Origin of the sequence: Amycolatopsis heterodermiae (assembly GCF_034929455.1) — a bacterium.
Taxonomy (GTDB): domain Bacteria; phylum Actinomycetota; class Actinomycetes; order Mycobacteriales; family Pseudonocardiaceae; genus Amycolatopsis; species Amycolatopsis heterodermiae.
Map to the genome: position 1 here is coordinate 122989 of NZ_JAYFSI010000020.1, position 18683 is coordinate 141671.

Here is an 18683-nt window from a genome sequence, read left to right on the forward strand (position 1 = left end):
GTTTCGCCGATGCACCCGCACCTTCCGCCGAACTTCCAGCACATCCACCGCACCAGCCCTGACATCGCCCGCCACCGCCACGTCACCCCTGGTCCTGCCCTGGCAACTGCCGAGCTGATGCCATGACCAGGATCGTCACCTCCGGCGCAATCGCCCGTCCTCGGCCCTTCGCCGGCGAACTCCTCCGCGCCGCGCTGGAGGCCGCCGAGCGCGGGTGGCCGGTGTTCCCGCTCGTCCCCCGCGGGAAGAAGCCCGCCATCGAGCGCTGGCAACAGCGGGCTACCTGCGATCCCGACCGCATCCGCCGCTGGTGGACCCGTCACCCGAGATGCAATGTCGGCATCAGCTGCGGGCCCGCTGGCCTGCTGGTGCTCGACCTCGACGCCGCCCACGGACGGGTTCCCGAACAGTGGGCCCGTCACGGCGTCACCCACGGCCGGGACGTCCTGCGGCTGCTGGCTCAGCTGGCCGGCGAACCCGACCCGGTCGACACCTTCACCGTCACGACCCCGCGCGGTGGCGAGCACCGGTACTTTCACCGGCCACCCGAGTCGCGGCTGCGCAGCACCGTCGGTGCGCGTGGCCGTGGGCTCGGCTGGCACGTCGACACCCGCGGTCCGGGCGCGCTTGTCACCGCGCCCGGCTCGCTGGCCACCGTCCACGGCGTGCCGGTGCCCTACACCGTCACCGGGGACCTGCCGGTCGCGATCCTGCCTGGCTGGCTGGTCACCGCGCTCACCCCGCTGCCTGCACCATGGCCGGAGGCGGCCCCGCTGGCGCCACTTCCGGCGACCAGCCGCCGCGTCACCGCGTACGTCCAGGCGGCCCTCGACGCCGAGTGCCGCAACGTCGCGACTGCCACCGAAGGCCACCGCCACATCACGGTGTTCGCCGCCGCAGCCGCTCTCGGCGAGCTGCTCGGCAACGGCTGGATCAGTGCCACCGCGATCACCCAGCACCTGACCGACGCCGCCCGTCAGCACCTCGGTGTCGCCGACTTCGACCGCGCCGAGCTGAGCAGAACCATCTGCGACGGCATCGCCGCGGGACGGGAACACCCGCGCGTCCTCACCGACCGGCCCGCGCCGCGGCCCGGCCGCGCACGCGCGTAGGAACGGTTGCGCGCCGATCTCGCAAACGTCTGACGCCACAGACGAGACGGGCACCCGATGTGCCCTCAACACCACTGTCCATCGGAGACACGCGAGGTGATCGCCATGTCCGAGGACGTGCTTCAGCACGGCCACAACGCCGTCCGCGCCGACGAACAGCTCGTCAGCGGGGATAACCAGCCTGCCCTTGCCCGCTCAACTCGGTGAACCGCAGCTGATCGCCGAAACCGAGAGAGGCCAACGGTTCTACACGGTGACAACCCGGGTTTCGGCGAGTGGTCGCCGAATGGGTCGCCATCACCATAGAAGCCACCTCCGACCACCTGACGTTCCGCTGGGACGGCACCGACCAGTTCGTCATCGACGACCGCGCGCGGCCCGACGCGACCGATCCGCCGTTCGCCGACGCCGAGGCGGTCGCTCGCGGCATCGGGGACGACCACACCGGAGCGAACGCTCTCACCGACGTCGCCCGGCGCTGTGCCACCACGCCCAGGCGCTGACGATCGCCGAGTCTATTCACCTTCCCGTACTACCAGGTTCTGGCGTATTTGCACCTGGCGGAATCCATGGACGCGGCCGGCGCCGACCGGTACGCCCTGGGCGCGCTGACGGCGGCCGAGAACTCCATCCACACCATTCCCGACGAGCGTCGGCGGGTCACCGCCCTCTGCCGGCTGATCGCGACCCTCACCCGCCGCGACCCCACCCACCGCGAGGTGGACGCGCATTTCCGGACAGCGCGGAGGCTAGCCGGCCGGATCCCCGAGGAACGGCACCGGTTCGACGCCTGCGCCGAGCTCGCCGAAGCGGCCGCCGGCACCGGACGCCTGCAAGACGCCTCGGCCCTGGCGGGCCGGATCGATGATCCGCTGCGGCGAACACGAGCCCTGATCACCGCTGCCACAGCCGCGTCCGCCAGCGGGCACAGTGCTCACACCGCTGAAGAGCAGATCCGCCTGCGCGTGGCACTGCACGCGGGCGAGATCACCCGCGATGCGCACGGCTTCACCGGTGCGGCGATCATCCACACGTTCCGGCTCCTCGATTCCCGTGCGGTCAAGGACGCCTTGTCGGCCTCCGACGGCGATGTCGCCGTCATCGCGTCGAACTGGTTCTACGAAGAGGTCATCCGCCACAGCCGGTTCGGGGATCCCGGAAGCTACCTTTCGGTATTCGCCGCCGTCAAAAGAGACCACAGCACGCGCGTAGGTGCACCTCCCGGCCGTCGACGCACCGGCCGTTTGACCGGCTCGCCTCAGAGATCGGGCAGGTTCCAGTCTGCCTGGTCGGCGTCGAGCAGCGCCTTCCCGACGATTCCGGACCACGCGGGCGTGAACACGCGGTCGTCGAAGGGCGAACCTCCGGGGAGGCCTGCGAGTGCCGTGACCGGGTCGATGAGCGCGGTCCAGGCGGCGGCGTCGAGCGGCTCGACCCCGAGCAGATCCACCAGCCCGGGGTCGCAAAGCCTGCGGATCACCCCGGGGACCAGGACCGCCAGTTCGCCGGGCAGCGCATCGCGGCAGCGTCGTTCCAACGCCGCCGTGAGTTCCCTTCCCTCCAAGGACTCCGCTCGCCCACGCCGCCAGATCGTGTCCATCAACTTGACCCCGTCGTCGTAGGTCGACGGCAGCAGTCTGGAGTCGACGCCCATCAGATCGCCCACCACGGACCAGATGTGGTAGAAGTCTTCGCGGTCACGCTCCGACGGGCGCAGGAACAGCCACGTCATCCCCTCCAGCAGGGAAACGGACAACGTACCTACGGTCGCGGCCAGGTCCTCCTGGTTCGCGGGCAAGTCTTCCGCGCCGGAGCGCCGCTGCCGACGCGTCGCCGCGTGCAACAGCCGGACCTTCTGCACCGTCCGCAGGCCCCGCCCGTCCCGATCGAGCAGGCCACCGCCCGTCAGGACGTCCTGCAGCAAGCGCGTGGACTCCATGCCCCGGCGCGTGTGACGCAATCTCGGTGCCGAGCCGTAACGGATCGGAAGCGAGTAGCCGCACAGCACTGTCGCCAGGTGCGGCGTGAAGCGATCCCACAGCTCCTGTCCGCGCTCGAGCACTTCGTGGTCCGCCCACTCCGGCAGCTCGGCCGACTCGGCGAAATACCGGCGCAGCAACCGCGGCAGCCCCTTCGGCACCTTGTCGCCGTTGCGCAGGAACCCGGCCAGCAGCTCGTTCACCCGGTCCACCTGGCCGAGCTCGTACAGCTCGGCGACCGCGGCGTCGGCCACCGGGTCACCGACCTGGCGCAGCGAGTCGAGCAGCCGGACATCGACCCGCGCCGACGTCACCTTTCCGGAGCCCACCCACGACCCGAGCGGGCGAGGCACCTCGGGCGCACGCCCCGCGGACCGGGCCGCGAACTGGTCCAGGAGGATCTGCCTCAGACCGTTCGCGACCTCCTCGGTGATCGGGATCGCGTAGGAGTCGTCGCGCGCGGTGCTGATCTCGTACAGGGTCAGGCACGAACGCCACCGGTCGATCCGGGGGTTGAGCTTCTCCTCGAACGTCCTACCGCTGTTGCCTTCCCACGAGCGGACCAGGCCGTGCGCGGCCGACACGTCTTCGCGCTCGTTGTCGGCGATCGCGAAGTAGCTGTACCGCCCGTCGTCGGGCTGGTGCCCGCTCTCCCGCTGGTCCTTGACCTTCCCCAGCCGCTCGGCGGTCGCGCGATCGATCTCGACGCGGCCCTCGAGATCGCTGACGACACACTTCGTCCCGCGGGCACCCCACACGCCGTCTTCGTACGTCTCCTCATAGAGACCGCCGCCGTCTTCCCATGCGCGCTTCAACGCCGCCGGCTCTCCGCCGGGGTGCAGCCAGGCGTAGTACCGCATCCGCGAGCTGTCCGGGTGCGGCCGCCACCGCTCAGCCAAGCCTGCGGCCTCCCGCTCCGTGAGCGGGATCAGCGTGCCGTGACAGAACCGGTGCCGGACGTCGGAAACGACGTTGGTCGTCGCCCATTCGCCGGCTCCGACGTAGAGCTGGTGTCCGTCCGGCCCCACTCGTGCGATCGCGGACGGGTGCCCGGCGTCGGGGCGAAGGGGGTTGACGATCGCATAGTGGTGAACGTCCGCGCCGCCGAACCGGCGGCGCACTAGCACCTGCTCCAGCCGGTGGAGGTCTTCCTCGGTGATCCGCACCCGTCTGCCGGGTGCCTTCCCCGTTTCCCACATAAGGTTCTCGGTGAACCACGACTCGGACTTGCTGGGGTAGTGCAACCGCACGATGGTCGACGGGTCTTCGAGCGGGTGCTCCGGCGTCTCGACCGCGTAGTAGAACCACTGCGTTCCAAATCCCTCGGCCGCGTCACGGGTCATGGCCTGCGGGTAGGGATCGCGGTCCTCGAGCGGCTCCGCCGGGGCCAGCTGCGGAAGCAGCCGGAGGGCCTGCACTTCGGTGATCGGGACGTTCACGAACCAGTCGCGGCACAGCGGATCGGCCCGCTCCCAGCCGTACGAGGGCACGTACATTTCTTCGCGGGAGCCGTGGATTCGCAGGACCAGCAACGGGTTCCCGATCGGACGGTCCCAGTCGACGAGTGCGATGTAGCGGTAGTGGCGCCCCATTCGAGTCCCCCAAAGAACTATGTGGCCCGGGACCGGACTTTACCACGCACTGGACGCGAAAGGCACCATGATCGTCTGCAGCCATCCGGTGGCCTCCGTGTTGCCGGCCTAGGCTGAGCGACCCTGACCGATCAGAGGAGTTCGCCACCGGTCTCCTTGTCTCGTGGAACTCGGTGATCGAGGTCGCCCACCACGGCGACGACGTAGGCGCGGACGTTGTCCCCAACGGCCAGATCGTCCTGCTCGTGAGCGACCACAACACCGGCGTCGCCGTGATCCAAGGCACTCACCGGCAGCTCACCGCGTTCCTGCGCCGAGCCACTCAGGCACTGAATCAGGTAACGGAAGCAAGGGCCCATAGCCGGCCGGCGCGATGGCCCGCCGTCAGGAAAGCACGCCGAGGCCCCGGGCCCAGCCCACCCGCAATGTTCAGCGGATGCCGAGCACCCCGGGGCCTCGGCGCGCTCCGGGAGCGGCAGGTCAACCGCGCCCGGCGCGGACATCCAGCCCGCTGAAGGGAACGACCCCTCGTGCACGCCTACACCGAACTCATCTGCTTCACCCCGGCAGCCTTCTTCACCACCACGTTCGCACAGCTCGTCCAGCTCAGCCTCACCTTCGCCGGCACCTACCTCGGCTGCCGGCTCGGGCTCAAGCTCATCGGATTCCTCGGCGAGCTGGGCGAAGCAGCCATCGAACGCATGCGCGCGAAATCCGCGCGCGACGCCGAAAGGGCGGAAGGCGGCACCAGGCCGACGCCGCCGAAGCCTTAGCCCGGTAGCCGCTCAACGCCTCCCCACGCGCCGCCGTCCCTGCCCACCACGCGCCAATCCACCGATCCCTCGTGAGGTTTCCGATGCCTGCAGCCATGTTCCTGACCGACGCCGATCTTCTCGCCGCGATCCCAGCCACGCTCGGGTACGTGCCCGACGACTCGCTCGTCCTGGTCGCGGCCACCGCCCGCGGTGACGGCACCGCCCGCATGGGCCCGATCACCCGCTTCGACCTCGACACCGTGGTCCGCCACCCCCGCTACGTCGTCGCCTACCTGCAGCAAGCGCTGTCCGAGAAGCCGGTCATGCGCCTCATCGGTGTTGTCGTGCACGACAACACCGACACCGGCGACCTGCCCTACCGCACGGAGCTGGCCACCTTCACCCAGTCGCTGCACGACTGCGGCTTCACCAACATCGAACTGTTCCACCTGCCCGGCTTCACCCCCGGTGTCACATGGTCGTGCTACGACGTCAAGAGCCACACCGGCACCCTGACCGACCCCGCCACCTCACCGATGACCACGCACGTCATCGCCCTGGGCAACCGTGTCTACCGTAGCCGCAAAGAGTTCCTGCAGCAGTTCCTTCCCGCGCTCGCCGATACCCGCGGCCGCATCGGCGCTCTCGCCGACCCGATTGCCGACGAGGTCGAGCGAGAGGAACTCGCCGACGACCGCCCGCACCTGCGCCGGCGGCTGGACCGGCTCGACGATGCCGTCACCGCCGCCACCGGCGGCCACGTGCCGACCAACGAGCACGTCATCGCCGACCTCCTGGCTGCCCTCTCCAATCTCCGCCTCCGCGGTATCCACCTCACCCAGGCCACCGCCGAGCGGGCCGCGGCCGCACACGCTCTGTGGCTGCACCTGTGGCGTCACGCCCCCGAACGGTACGCACCGGACATGGCCGCCCTGGCCGCCACGACGGCCTACCTGCGCCACGACGGCATCTCCGCCGCTGCGATCTTCGCCAAGGACCCGCGGCCGACCCAGCTCAGCCAGCTGATCCGCGCGATGCACCGCAACGGCATCGACCCGGCCACGGTCGACCCCGACTTCTTCAAGATCTCCCAGGAATTGCGCACCGAGCTGACCACGTCCACGCCCGACGTCTGAACCACATCCAACGCTCCTGAATGGACGCCACCTCCCGCTGAAACGAAAGGCCCGTCGCATGCAGTCCGCTCTCGAGTCCACGTGCACGAACACCGCGCCCACCGCGTCTGCAGCGCCGCTGCAGTTCCTCGAACTGACGATCACCATCGTCGGAATCTTCGTCGCCGTGATCGGATCGATCACCCTGCTGTATTCCCTCCCGACGCTGCTCACATCGATCTCGGACCGTCTGCGCCGGCGGAAATAGTTGCTGAGAGCTCTTCCGCTTAGGGAAGGACATCAGACTCCACCCAGGGCGAGCGCGACCCCGGCTCCATCGGCCGTGCAGGCCATCGAGAGCACAGCACCCCCGGTCCCGGGGCGCCTGAACCCGCGCCCGGCCACATCCGGCGCGGGTGAACCGGCGCCGCGGCATCGCGCCCACACTCGCGTCGCCGACTGCCGGCTCACACCGGCCGGACGAGCCCGCCGGGCTTCACGCCCCGGGCCCGCGGGCGCTCGACCGCGTCGCGTCCCGCACACCGACGAGGCTCGGGAGGCCACCACAGCAACAACGACAACCGTCCACAGGCGACGAACCGCGTCAGGCGGACCTGCCTGCTGATGCTTCTCCACTCGGTGTCCCGGCCGGGGCTTCCCTACTCGGAACGGGACACCGTCCCCGAGGACCGGTAGCGCGGTGCGCGCCGAACACCCAACACCGCGCTACCGGCCCTCCCCTCGTCCATGCGCCCCTCCCGGTTTCCCGCCGGGAGGGGCGCCTTTTCACGTCTACAGAGCGAAAGGCCACCCGCCATGACCACACCTGTCGACGACATCCTCCGCTGCGGCGACTGCGGCACCGCGACCACGACGCCGTTCCACCTGAGCCCCACCCTGGCCGTCTGCGACGACTGCGTGCGCGCACGGCACCGGTGCAGTGGATGCGGGCAGATCACCGACGTCACCTCAGTCACCGACAACGACGGCCGGATCTGCGACTACTGCGAGCGCGCCGAGCGCTACCACACCTGCGATCAGTGCGACATCCTCATCCGCGACGGATACCTGTGCCGGACTCACGCCATCGACGAGGCCGACGAGTCGTTCACCTGCACCCGGTGTTCGAGCCTCGTGCCGCTGCGACTGTACGAACCGTTCTACGCCACCGACGACCGCCAGCTGTGCCCGAACTGCCTCGGCGGCTTCGACCTGTGCGACCACTGCGACCACTACGACGACGCCCTTCGCAGCACCGAGACCGGCCGAGACCTGTGCGACGACTGCGCCAGCCAGCTCGACTACACCGAGTGCGGTGTCTGCACCACCCTGATCGACGGCGGAACCTACTGCGAAGACCACCGCACCGACGACGATCTCGACGGTCTGCACGACTACGGGTACAAGCCGAACCCGGTCTTCCACGGCATCGGCCCCCGCTACCTCGGCTTCGAACTGGAAGTCAACGTCCCGCCCGGGTACCTCTCCGACCGCATCAACGACACCGTCGACACTCTCAACGGACTCGGCTACCTCAAAGAAGACTGCAGCATCGACCACGGGTTCGAGCTCGTCACCCACCCCATGGCCTACCGCTGGGCCCTGGACTCCTTCCCCTGGCATCTGCTCGAGACGCTCGATCTCGCCGGCTGCAGCGGCGACGACCTCGGGCTGCACGTCCACATCAGCCGCGCCGCCTTCGCCGGGCCCTGTCACGTGTTCCGGTGGATGAAGTTCGTCTACCGCAACGCCGACGACGTCCAGACCCTCGCCCGCCGCAGCAGCAGCTACGCCGCGTTCCGCGACTCCGAACGCAACCACATCAAGGACGCCTGCAAGGGCAACTACTACGGAGACCGCAGCTCGGCGATCAACCCGCAGCCCAAGCACACCCTGGAGCTGCGGGTCTTCGCCTCCAGCCTCGACATCCAGCACGTACAGGCCGCCCTCGCCTTCGCCGACGCCTCCGTCGCCTACACCCGCGACCTCACCATCCCCGACATCACCCAGGCCGGCGGGTGGACCTGGAGCGCCTTCACCCAGTGGCTGCTGACCCGCCCGCAGTACGCGCCGCTCACCGCCGAACTGGAGAACCTCGCATGTGCATGCTGACCTACCTTCCCGCGCGCATCCAGCCCGACACCACCGCCCTAGCCAACGGCGCGGTGCACAACCCCGACGGCCACGGCTACGCCATCGTCGCCAGTGACCGCATCATCACCGGCCGCGGCATGAACGCCGCCGCCGTCATCGACGAGTTCGCCGCCCTGCGCGGCCTGCACCCCGAGAAGCCCGCGCTATTCCACAGCCGCTACGCCACCCACGGACCGGTCACCGACGACAACATCCACCCGTTCCCGATCGGCGGTGACCCCCGCACCGTCCTGGCCCACAACGGAATCCTGCCGAAGAAAGCCCACCCGCTCACCGGTGATCCGCGGTCCGACACCCGCATCGCCGCCGACGACATCCTCTCCATGAAACGATTCCTGGCCATCGACCGCCCGGCGACCCGGCGACGCATCGAGTCCTGGCTCGGCGCGTCCAACAAGCTGGCCATCCTGACCGTCCACCCGCGCTACCCCGACCACGGCTACCTGTTCAACGAGAACGCCGGGCACTGGGACAACCAGGTCTGGTACTCCAACCGCGACTACCTCGAATCCCACCCCGGCCAGACCGCGTGGTGGGGCCTGAACGACGGCTGCCACTACTGCGGTGTCACCGACGCCATCGACGTCGACACGGGACTGTGCCTCGCGTGCGGCGCATGTCCCTTCTGCGCTGCCGACAACCAGCCCTGCCCCTCCTGGTGCTACCGGTTGCTCGCCGGAGTCTCCTGCTTCCACTGCGGCGAGGTCATCGACGACTGCGTCTGCGTCCTCGAGGACCTCGCCCTCAACGCCTGATCCACGCACTCTTCGACAACTCGCCGGGCGCGACGCATGCCGCCGCGCCCGGCGGGAAGGGACCGCCATGCCCTCCTGCCCCGACTCCGCAGAGACGACACCACCGATTCCCGCCGCCCTGGCCAACTTGCCTGTCCTCGGCGGTCTCGTCGTCCCCTGGGTGACGCCCCGCACCGCCGATGGCCGATATCTGATCGGCGCGGTCGATGCCGCCAAGACCCACATGGCCATCCACCGGCGGCTCTGCGGCGTCTGCGGCCGCGCCCTCGGCGACCGCCTGGTCCTGCTCGTGCGCGAGTCCGACCTGGCCCGCAGCGCCAGCACCGAGCCTGGACTGCATCCGCTGTGCGCCGCCTACACGAGCACGGCCTGCCCGATGGTCGCCGGGCGCCGCAGCCACTACCGCGCCAGCGCCCACAAGATCGACGCCGACGCCGTCCACGGCGCAGACGTCGACCGGCGCCTCGGCGCCCCCGCCGAGCCTTGGCATGCGGTCTGGCTGACCCGCTACGACGTCGTCACCCTCCACGGCCACCCCGCCGCCTGCTACCTGCTCACGCTGCCGCTGCGCGTCCGCCCGGTCACCGCGCCGCCGCGGCCCCTCTCCTGACGATCCGCCCAATCCGAAAAGGACAATCCCGTGCCAACTGACGAAGCGCTGGTGTTCATCGCCAGCAAACACACCACTCCGACCCACCAGCGGGTGCTCTGGCGCGTCAGCGTCGAAGACGCCAAGAAGATCTGCAGCGACTCCCGGACCGCCAGCCCCCACTACATGCTCTGCTTCACCACCAAGAACATCGACGATCCGTCCGCGTTCGTGTACGTGCCCGACGACGGCCGCCACGCCGAAGTCCTGCACGACCACAACATCCGCGTCATCCGCGATCACACCACGCGCCAGCCGGCCGCGAAACCTCAACCTCGGTAGGGCCCTGCGCCAGTCCCGGCCCTCGACCGCAGCAGCGAGACCGCCCGAGCACCTGGTGCTCGGCGCGGACGATCGCGACCAGGAGAGCACACCCCGGCACCCGGCGCCGACCTCATGCAGCCCGGCCGCGCCGAGCTGCCGAGCGCCGGGGCCCGGGGTGTGCTGGGCGGGCGCGGTCATCCACACCCGACACGGAGGTTCTCGTGACCGCATCCACCGTCCACAACGCCAAAGAACACAGCGATTCCGCCTACGAGCTGGCGTGCCGGCTGATCGAAACCGAACTCGGCGGCCTCCGCATCACCGCCGATCCCGCCGAACCAGGCGGCCACCCCGCGATGTGCGCGGGCCCGACCTACTTCGCCGACCGCGACAACACGGTGGAGGCCTGACCGATGCCCGAGACCCAGCTGTGGCTCCCCCACGACGACTGGAGCCGCTCCTACGTGCTGCCCCAGTTGGTCGCCTGCAACATCCCCCGCAGCGGCAGCCTCGACGACCTCGGCGCATGGAACATTGCGCGCGGTGTCCTCGTCGAGCTGTGCCGGGAGCTGCCCGCGACACCGGTCTCGCTGCTCTACGACGAGCCCGTGCAGCACCGCGACCGGACCCGGGTCGCGATCCGGGTCACCGCCCGCGCCCGCCGCCGCGACGGACAGGACGTGACCGTCATCTACCGCAGCGAACGCACCGACACCGACCCCTGCCCGGACTTCTGGAGCGTCGCGGTCAACGGATTCATCCCGGCCTCCGGCCGCGACGTCCGACGACCGTCGCCGCCCTGGATCGCCCACACCGCCGCCCAGACGCTGCACGCCGAACTCGGCCGCTGATCCACCAGCCCGGTCCCCGCCGGCAGCCCCCTTGCTCCCTCTTCTCGGGAAGGACGTTCATGTCTCTTACTCTGGCCAGCACCACCGCCATCGTCGCCAGCCTCCCGGCGCTGCTCGGCTTCGTTCCCGACGAGTCCCTGGTGCTGATCACCGCACTCACCCACGACGATGGGTCGGTCACCACCGGCCCGCTCGCCCGAATCGACCTCGCCCACCTCACCGGCCACGCCGAGGACTGCGCGCGACACTTCAACCGGCATTGCGGCGACCTGCCCGTTCACTGCGTCATCGGCATCGTCGTCCACACCGTCGACCAAGACGCCGCTGACGCCCACTCGCTGCCGCTGCGCACCGACGTCGACTCCGTGGTCGAGCAGCTGGCCGAACACGGATTCACCGACGTCGACGTCGTGCACGTACCGGCCGTCGCCGAGGGCGTGCGCTGGCGCTCCTACCTCGACGCCGACCGCACCGGTGTCCTGCCCGACCCCGCGACCACCGCGGCCGCGGCGGCGGCCGTCGCCGCCGGACACACCATCGCCGCCAGCCGGGACGACCTCGCCGCGCGGTTCACCCCCGCACCCGAGAACGTCCGCGCACGTCTGCAACCCCTCATTGCCGACGCCGTCGAATCTGCCGCCATCGACGAACGCTGGCATCTCGCCGCCCACAGTCGTCTGGCTCGCGCCGACGCTGCGATCGGCGCGGCCGCCCGCGGTGAACTGCCCGCCGACGATGCCGCCATCGCCGATCTCGCCGCGACATTCGCGACGTTGTCGTTCCGCGACGCCCTGCTCGCTGTTCCCGACGACGCGACCCGCCTGGCCGCCGAGAACCTGGTCCTGCACCTGTGGCGCCACAGCTGCGACCCCATCGCGGGCCAGCTCGCCACCGTCATCGCCGTGCACGCCTACCTGCGTGGCAGCGGAACCGGCGCGCGGATCGCGCTCGAGAACGCCGACCCCGAGCACCCCATGACGGCCTTGCTGTCCATGCTGCTTGACCACGCTGTTCCGCCCTCGGAGGTCCGGCACGTGATCCAGAACGCCAGCGCCGATGCTCGCCGCACCCTGCTCAGCGAGCCCGCAGTCGACCAGGCATGACGCCCACCCCTGCCACGCCGCCCGTCGACGTGCCCTGCAGCGAGGCAGTAGGCCGCGGACCGAACGCTCGCCGGACGTGCTCGGGATCGTCGTGGGTGATGGCGCGACGGTGGCTGGGTGTCACCGGTAGTGGCTTCCCCTGGCTCGTCGGGTCGTGGATCGCCCGAAGGTAAGCACACCCCGGCCGGGGGCAGTGCGTCCCCGAAGCCCGGCCCGTCCGCCCGGGTGAACCAGCCCCCTCACCTGCCGAGCTCCGATGCCGGTTGCGCGCGGGCTGGTTCACGCCGGGCGGATGAGCCAGGGCCGGGGACGTCGCCTCACGGCGACCCCCGGCCGCCGCGTGCTCAGGCTGCGCCGCGTTCCACACCCCAACGAGCACCAGGGAGGCCACCATGGCCGGCGACACCACCCTCACCATCATCGGCAACCTCACCGCCGACCCCGAACTGCGCTTCACCCAGGCCGGAAACGCGGTCGCGAACTTCACCGTCGCCTCCACCCCGCGCACCTTCAACCGCGCGACCGGCGAGTGGGAGGACGGCGAGGCGCTGTTCATGCGCTGCACCATCTGGAAGCAGGCCGCGGAGAACGTCGCCGAGTCCCTGACCCGCGGTGCCCGCGTCGTCGTGCAGGGCCGCCTCAAGCAGCGCTCGTTCCAGACCAAGGAAGGCGAGAAGCGCACCGTCATCGAGCTGGACGTCGACGAGATCGGCCCGTCCCTGCGCTACGCCACCGCGCAGGGTCACCAAGAACGCGAAGAACGGGTCGGCGAAGAGCGACCAGGGTCCGGTGACCAGCACGTCCACCGGCGCGACCCCGGCCGGTGACCCGTGGACCGCGGACGCCGAGCGGGAGCTGGTCGGCGCGACCGCGGGCGGCGGGTTCAGCGACGAGCCGCCCTTCTGATGAGACCGGTGTCCGGCCGGACCTTCCCCTCCGGCCGGACACCACCCCGGAGGCCGGGGCCAGCCTCACGGCTGGCCCCGGCCTTTCTCATGCCACGCCACGACGCCCCGGAGGCCACGATGCCCATCACCCACAACACCACGTCCACCACTACACCCAACGCGAAGACGAACAGCCGCAGCGCGCGCGAGCAGCAATGGCGCGCCCTGGCCCGGAAATCACCCTTTGGGGTGGGAGAATCGCTTTACGCTCGAAGTATGAGCATTCGTTACGGCGTCACGATCCCCGGGCTCGTCCTCGCCGGAGGCACCGGCTTCTACCTCGGCATCCAGCCCTTCGGCTACATCGGACTCCTCGTCACACCGTTCACCGACCCCGCCGGCCTGCTCGCCCTGCCCGGCGCGCTCCTGTTCGGCGCGCTGCTCGGGTGCGTCGTGGCCTACCTCAGCCGCAACCGCATCAAGCCGAAACTCGCGCACCGCTTCCGCCGCGGTGCCATCCTCGGCGCCGTCACCCTGCCCGGCTACCTGTTCCTCGGGAACTTCCCCGGCGCCGAGAACGGTGGCACCGCCAGCAAGTGGGCGTTCGGGATCGCGTTCTGCTGCGGCATCGCCGCGATGATCACCTACTACCAGCGCCGCAAGCGCGCCGCCCTCGCACGCCACGCGCGGCGCCTTGCCAGCCAGCACACGGCCCAGCAGTCCGCATCGCGTTGAACTCGCGACGACGACGACGGGCGACGACACCTCACGGTGCCGTCGCCCGTCGTGTGTTCACAGCCTGCCGCTCACTCCACTGTCGCCCATCCGGCCCTCACGCTCCATCGGGTCCGCGAGTACCTCGTCTGGCGCCCGCGACTCATCATCGCCCGCAGCGACCATCGTGGCCGGAGCTTTCCCGGGCTCGCCTTCGGCGTGCTGCGCGGCCCCGGCGACCTCCGTCGCTTGCCGCGACAAGGCCGCCACCATCTTCGCCGGGATCCCGAGCAACGCCGCCGTCTCGGCAGCGCCCACATCAGCTGCGCGGATCTGCGCCACCGACGTCGCCATCACCGCACGCCACTCGGCGATCTCCATCTCCGCGTCCGCGCGGACCTGCTCTGCCAGCCGCTCGGCCTCCGCGACCTTCGCCGCCCGCTGCCGGTCCAGCTCAGCCAGCTTTCGCTCCAGCTGCCTCTCGAGCGCAGCCACGCGGCCCTCCCGACGGCGCTCTACGCCCTCGATCGCCGTCGCCGCCTCCGCGAACGGCCCGAGCGCCGCGTCCACACGACGCTCGTTCTCCCGCTCACGCTCCAACTGCTCGACGCGGCGCTGCCGCGCCGCCTCCAGCCTCTCCAACACCGCCGTCGACCGGCGACGCCGCCGCGAACCAGTCGTCTTGTTCTCAACCATGCCGAAACTCCCCGCTGGGGAGGGCTGCGGTTACCTCACCGACCCTACCCTGGGCCCCACTCACGACTCGGCATTAAGCACACGAACGAATCGACCACGAACAGATACCGTGTTCCCCGGCGAGACAATGTCCGTTGGACAACGAGCTGGGCGAACAGCGCGACGACGCGACGAAAGGACCGAGGTGATGATGACGCCGGAGCCTCACCGCACCCATCCCTGCGCGCAGTGTCCCTGGCGACGCGACGCCGACCTCACCGCCTTCAGCGACGCTGACATGACCAAGCTCGCCAACGCGAACGGCTCCCCCGGCTGCGAGGCCCCCACCGACGCGCCGGCGATGTCATGCCACCTCGACCAACCGGACTCCGCGCACCCAATGCGGCTGTGCGCCGGCTGGTTGGCCGTCGTCGGCCGCCACCACCTCGGTATCCGGATGGCGCTGATGATCGACAAGCTCCCACCCGCCGCCGTTGACACCAGTGACGACTGGCCTCCCCTGCATCCCAGCCTCGAGGCCCTTCGCACCGAGCGCACCCGCCAGCAGTTGATCGCGCATCCGCCCGCCCTCAGCCTTTCCCCGGCCGATCCACCGGGGGCCGCTGAGCCGGGCGTCGGCCACCGCTAACCTGTACCCCCTCACCAGCGAGGAGCATCGAGCGTGCCAGACCCCACCGACGAGACATCCACGCCCGCCGCGGACGCCGAGATCGTTGCGGTCAACCCCGGCGCGGACGGGTGGGGGGTCATCACCTACATGGCCCCTGGTAGCGCCTACCAGGCCACACCGTGCACACGCTGCCCCTGGCTACGCGACTCCCCCACCGGCGCTTTCCCGCCCGAGGTGTTCCAGCACTCCGCCCACACCACCTACGACCTCGCCACCCACAAGTTCGGCTGCCACGCCAGCCCCCGCGACGAGCCCAAGACCTGCGCCGGGTTCCTCCTGCGCGGCTCAGCCCACAACCTCGCCGTCCGCGTCTACGGGCCCGACGTCCCGACCGCCGTGTCCACCTACCGGCCTCTTTACGACAACTACCGCGAGATGGCCATCGCCAACGGCGTCGCCCCCGACGACCCGGCCCTCACCCCCTGCCGCGACAGCCGCCCGTACCTCGGCCCCAGCGACACCACCCCCGCCAAGGACGCATCCATGTCGACAGACACTGTCATCAGCCGCGCAGCACAGGTCATCCGCGAGTTCATCGTCGACAGCGCGGGCATGGACCTCGGCGAGCCCATGACCAGCCAAGCCGACCTGCTCGCCGGCCGCCTGGCCGCCACCGGCCAGCTCGACATACCCGCCCACGAGCGCTACAGCGGCAGCGACACCACCACCAGCATCATCCGAGCGTTCATCGTCGACGCAGTCGGCAACGACAACGGCGACGACACCACCGCCCACGCTGACGAGCTGCGCCACCACCTGGCCGCGGCCGGCGTTCTGGCCAGCGGGGTGCACGAACCGCTCAACATCTCGTCGATTCGCTGACGTACAGCACACGGGAACTGAGCAGTTCCCTGGACCGACTAGGTCCGGATAGGCGCGGCACCGCCGCAGTAGCCCCGAGAGGCCACGCCACCAAGGCGGCGAGCGGCAAAACTCGCGGCGGCCCGCTGACACTCCGCCACAAGGCCGATACGAGCCCACGGAGCGCTCCCAGCAGCATACCCGCAGGCCACGAGCCCCAGGGCGCACCTGCAGGACACGCCGTATCAGCTGGTCAGGTGCCCGCTCCTCCTCCACCACGACAGTGGGAACCTTGCCGTGTTTCGTTGCGTCCGCGGGTGGTGGGTGGCCCCGAAATTGTATCGGTCGCCCCCTCCAAATGGAACGGCGCCTCCCCAACATCTTTTTGACCGAAAAGCGTGGTCAAAAACATCTTGGGGCCCCTCCATTCAATTTGGAGCCTCTGGCTCCCTAGGCCAGGCATTAAGGGCAGGCCGGGGGCCTGCCCCGGTTGCTTCGGGGCCACCCACCACCCACTCAGCACAAGGTCACCTCTACCGCACCGACCAGCAGCCGCGCAAACACAGCCAGCACGCCACGTGCACGGCAAGCACACGCCCCGGAAGCAAATCAGTCCCAGAGAAATCATCCGACTCTAGAATTGACTGAAATACGCGGCCGAAAACATCATTTCGAGTGGAATACACGACAAAAAGCCGGTAATATCGAAGTCGCAGGGCGATCGGGACGGCAAACCCGAAAACCTTCACAAATCCGATACAGGAAAGTTGGATATCATGGTTTCGACCATTCACCCCAAGCACCGCCAGAGCATCGACCGCGTCGTACAGGCACTGCAGGCGCAGCCGCCGCGCATCCGTCCCGCGCTGCAGGAACTCAAGCGGGTGTTCACCCGCAGCGGCGCGAACCCGCCCGCGATCCTCACCGCGTGCGCGACCCTGCTCAACACCGACGCCGCGATCAGCGGTGACGTCCTCGCCGCCGTGCGCAACGTCCACGCCGAATGGGACAGCTACGGCAACGCCGAGCGCGAGCTGTTCAACCAGTGCGTCTGGTCCAGCGACACCCGCCGGGCCGTCGCCGTGACCGAGGTCAACGACGTGACGGTGATGCTGCGCGAGACGCCGCCGCGCCGCGCCGACGCACTCAACGGCCTGCGGTGGCTCAACGCCCAGACCCAGCACGCCCACCAGGCCGTATTCACCGTGTGCGGGACGCTGCTCAAGAACCCCAGCGCCGACCACCCCGCCATCGTCGAAGCCATCCAGACCGCCCACACCCTCTGGCCCGGCCTCGCCGACGACCTGCGCACCCTGGTCATGACGTGCGTGTACGCGAGCAAGGCCCGCGCCGACCACGCACGCGCCCGCGCCGCCGCCCGGCAGCAGGCCGCCGAAGCCGAAGCCGCCGACGTCCACCGGTGCGCCAACTGTGACGGCAACCTCGCAGGGCTCCCCGAAATGCGGTACTGCTCCGATGCCTGCCGCACGGAAGCCGAAAACGCCGAGCGCCCGACCGACGGAGAGCACACCACGACCGTGCCCGCCCACCGGATCGCCGCCCAGCACGAGCCAATCGAGCAGCGCGCCGCGCGCCGCTACGTCGACAGCGCGGCGGAGCCCGACTACGACGAGCAGTGGCGCAAGGTGGAGCAGGCGATCCCGTCCGCCGGAATCGTGCGCAAGAACGAAAGCGGCGTCGACGCCTACGAAGGAGAACGAAAGCGACACGGCGACATCGACGACACCGGCGACGTCCTCAGCGAGCTGACCGGCCAGCCGATGACCGACGACGACTATGACCGGCTCGCGTTGCTCCCGGTCGCGCCCGGCGGGTTGTGCGTGGCGTGCAACCTCGAACGCACCCCCACCGAGCAGCGATGCACGGATGACCGGTGCGAGATGTGCCAGGACCGGGCCATGCCGCCGCTGGTCGCGTTCGCGCCGTCGCGCGAACTCGCCGCCGTCGCCTGATCACCCACTCGCCAGCCGGGGGGGGCACCCGGACCGGGTGCCCCCACCCCCTCAAGACCAGGAGCCGCCACCGTGCGCACCCTTGATGACGTTCTCGCCGACATCGACCGTGAGATAGCCGCCGCCGACACGATCCCGACCGACGCGCCCGCCCCCGTCACCACCGACCTGCGCGAGCTACTCGTCGGCTATATCCGCAAGCTGCCTGCCCCGAGCAGCCTCACGGTCGAAACCCTGGCGGCCGCCACCCGCCGTGAGCTGAGCTACCTCACCGACGGCCCCTGGGCCTAACGACCGTCCCGCACGAGAGCGGCCGCCGATCTTGCGATCGGCGGCCGCTTTGCTGTGTCGGCACAGCCCAAAGACCGCCCCGGCGCCGGCAGACGGCGCCCGGGGCGCCTTAGTGCAGGCGCCAGCGCTCGACTGCAATTTCGGTCACCACCCGCCCGCCTCACCAACCCCACCCCCCTACCGCGCCCCCCCCCCCACCCCCACCCCCCCCCCCCCCCCCCCCCCCCCCCCCCCCCCCCCCCCCCCCCCCCCCCCCCCCCCCCCCCCCCCCACCCCCCCCCCCCCCCCCCCCCCCCCCCCCTCCCCCCCTGCTTACCCCCGC

The 18683-nt window shown here is 70.0% G+C and carries 21 protein-coding genes and 1 pseudogene; 18 read left to right on the plus strand and 4 right to left on the minus strand.

The genetic code is table 11. The features are described from left to right. Positions 1-122: 122 nt before the first annotated feature. Complete coding sequence (locus VA596_RS47415; RefSeq protein ID WP_323337055.1) at positions 123-1112, plus strand: bifunctional DNA primase/polymerase; 990 nt, start codon at positions 123-125, stop codon at positions 1110-1112. A gap of 275 nt (positions 1113-1387) precedes the next feature. Continuing rightward, complete coding sequence (locus tag VA596_RS47420) at positions 1388-1615, plus strand: hypothetical protein (protein WP_323337057.1); 228 nt, start codon at positions 1388-1390, stop codon at positions 1613-1615. Positions 1616-1861: 246 nt separating this feature from the next. Here VA596_RS47420 and VA596_RS47425 read toward each other — a convergent pair whose 3' ends face one another. The 3 genes from VA596_RS47425 to VA596_RS47435 all read right to left on the minus strand — a co-directional run bounded on the left by VA596_RS47425 (position 1862) and on the right by VA596_RS47435 (position 4964). After that, entirely contained in the window at positions 1862-2311 is a 450-nt protein-coding gene (locus VA596_RS47425; protein WP_323337058.1) for a hypothetical protein, read from the minus strand. 59 nt (positions 2312-2370) lie between these two features. Further along, positions 2371-4683, minus strand: a complete 2313-nt coding sequence (locus VA596_RS47430; protein ID WP_323337060.1) for an oxygenase MpaB family protein — start codon at positions 4681-4683, stop codon at positions 2371-2373. 131 nt (positions 4684-4814) lie between these two features. Continuing rightward, a complete protein-coding gene (locus VA596_RS47435) occupies positions 4815-4964 on the minus strand; it encodes a hypothetical protein (protein WP_323337062.1) in 150 nt (49 codons plus the stop codon). Between the two features lie 249 nt (positions 4965-5213). On the opposite strand from VA596_RS47435, the gene VA596_RS47440 reads away from it, so the two are divergent. From VA596_RS47440 to VA596_RS47495, 12 genes and pseudogenes are all read left to right on the plus strand, one after another. Then, complete coding sequence (locus tag VA596_RS47440) at positions 5214-5456, plus strand: hypothetical protein (protein ID WP_323337063.1); 243 nt, start codon at positions 5214-5216, stop codon at positions 5454-5456. 83 nt (positions 5457-5539) lie between these two features. Beyond that, complete coding sequence (locus VA596_RS47445; protein ID WP_323337065.1) at positions 5540-6574, plus strand: DUF4192 domain-containing protein; 1035 nt, start codon at positions 5540-5542, stop codon at positions 6572-6574. A 58-nt stretch (positions 6575-6632) separates the two neighbouring features. After that, the gene (locus VA596_RS47450) at positions 6633-6821 is read left to right on the plus strand and encodes a hypothetical protein (protein ID WP_323337067.1); all 189 of its coding nucleotides are present in this window, start codon (positions 6633-6635) and stop codon (positions 6819-6821) included. Positions 6822-7369: 548 nt separating this feature from the next. Further along, positions 7370-8665 carry a hypothetical protein gene (locus VA596_RS47455; protein WP_323337069.1) on the plus strand — a complete coding sequence of 432 codons (1296 nt, stop codon included), beginning with the start codon at positions 7370-7372 and terminating at the stop codon, positions 8663-8665. Continuing rightward, complete coding sequence (locus tag VA596_RS47460; protein WP_323337070.1) at positions 8659-9462, plus strand: class II glutamine amidotransferase; 804 nt, start codon at positions 8659-8661, stop codon at positions 9460-9462. The genes VA596_RS47455 and VA596_RS47460 overlap by 7 nt, the downstream gene beginning before the upstream one ends. Before the next feature lie 127 nt (positions 9463-9589). After that, positions 9590-10072: a hypothetical protein gene (locus VA596_RS47465; RefSeq protein WP_323337072.1), complete on the plus strand. Its 483-nt coding sequence runs from the start codon at positions 9590-9592 to the stop codon at positions 10070-10072. Positions 10073-10102: 30 nt separating this feature from the next. Continuing rightward, a complete protein-coding gene (locus VA596_RS47470) occupies positions 10103-10393 on the plus strand; it encodes a hypothetical protein (protein WP_323337074.1) in 291 nt (96 codons plus the stop codon). Between the two features lie 203 nt (positions 10394-10596). Further along, the gene (locus VA596_RS47475) at positions 10597-10785 is read left to right on the plus strand and encodes a hypothetical protein (protein WP_323337075.1); all 189 of its coding nucleotides are present in this window, start codon (positions 10597-10599) and stop codon (positions 10783-10785) included. 3 nt (positions 10786-10788) lie between these two features. Then, positions 10789-11226, plus strand: a complete 438-nt coding sequence (locus VA596_RS47480; protein ID WP_323337077.1) for a hypothetical protein — start codon at positions 10789-10791, stop codon at positions 11224-11226. Positions 11227-11285: 59 nt separating this feature from the next. Then, positions 11286-12329 (plus strand): DUF4192 domain-containing protein, encoded by a 1044-nt coding sequence (locus VA596_RS47485; RefSeq protein ID WP_323337078.1) that lies wholly within the window; start codon positions 11286-11288, stop codon positions 12327-12329. Between the two features lie 392 nt (positions 12330-12721). Continuing rightward, positions 12722-13076, plus strand: a pseudogene (locus VA596_RS47490) (single-stranded DNA-binding protein); the annotation flags it as partial. Between the two features lie 416 nt (positions 13077-13492). Beyond that, complete coding sequence (locus VA596_RS47495) at positions 13493-13951, plus strand: hypothetical protein (protein ID WP_323337082.1); 459 nt, start codon at positions 13493-13495, stop codon at positions 13949-13951. A 57-nt stretch (positions 13952-14008) separates the two neighbouring features. Here the strand turns inward: VA596_RS47495 and VA596_RS47500 are convergent, their stop codons facing one another. Further along, entirely contained in the window at positions 14009-14626 is a 618-nt protein-coding gene (locus VA596_RS47500; protein ID WP_323337084.1) for a hypothetical protein, read from the minus strand. Between the two features lie 187 nt (positions 14627-14813). Between VA596_RS47500 and VA596_RS47505 the strand changes: the two genes are divergently transcribed. The 4 genes from VA596_RS47505 to VA596_RS47520 all read left to right on the plus strand — a co-directional run bounded on the left by VA596_RS47505 (position 14814) and on the right by VA596_RS47520 (position 18361). Beyond that, positions 14814-15254, plus strand: coding sequence for a DUF6283 family protein (locus VA596_RS47505; RefSeq protein ID WP_323337085.1), 441 nt, complete (start codon positions 14814-14816; stop codon positions 15252-15254). A gap of 33 nt (positions 15255-15287) precedes the next feature. After that, on the plus strand, positions 15288-16118 hold the full coding sequence (locus tag VA596_RS47510) for a DUF6283 family protein (protein ID WP_323337086.1): 831 nt from the start codon (positions 15288-15290) through the stop codon (positions 16116-16118). 755 nt (positions 16119-16873) lie between these two features. Continuing rightward, a complete protein-coding gene (locus VA596_RS47515; RefSeq protein WP_323337088.1) occupies positions 16874-18070 on the plus strand; it encodes a hypothetical protein in 1197 nt (398 codons plus the stop codon). Between the two features lie 72 nt (positions 18071-18142). Beyond that, positions 18143-18361: a hypothetical protein gene (locus tag VA596_RS47520; RefSeq protein WP_323337090.1), complete on the plus strand. Its 219-nt coding sequence runs from the start codon at positions 18143-18145 to the stop codon at positions 18359-18361. The last annotated feature ends 322 nt before the right edge of the window (positions 18362-18683 follow it).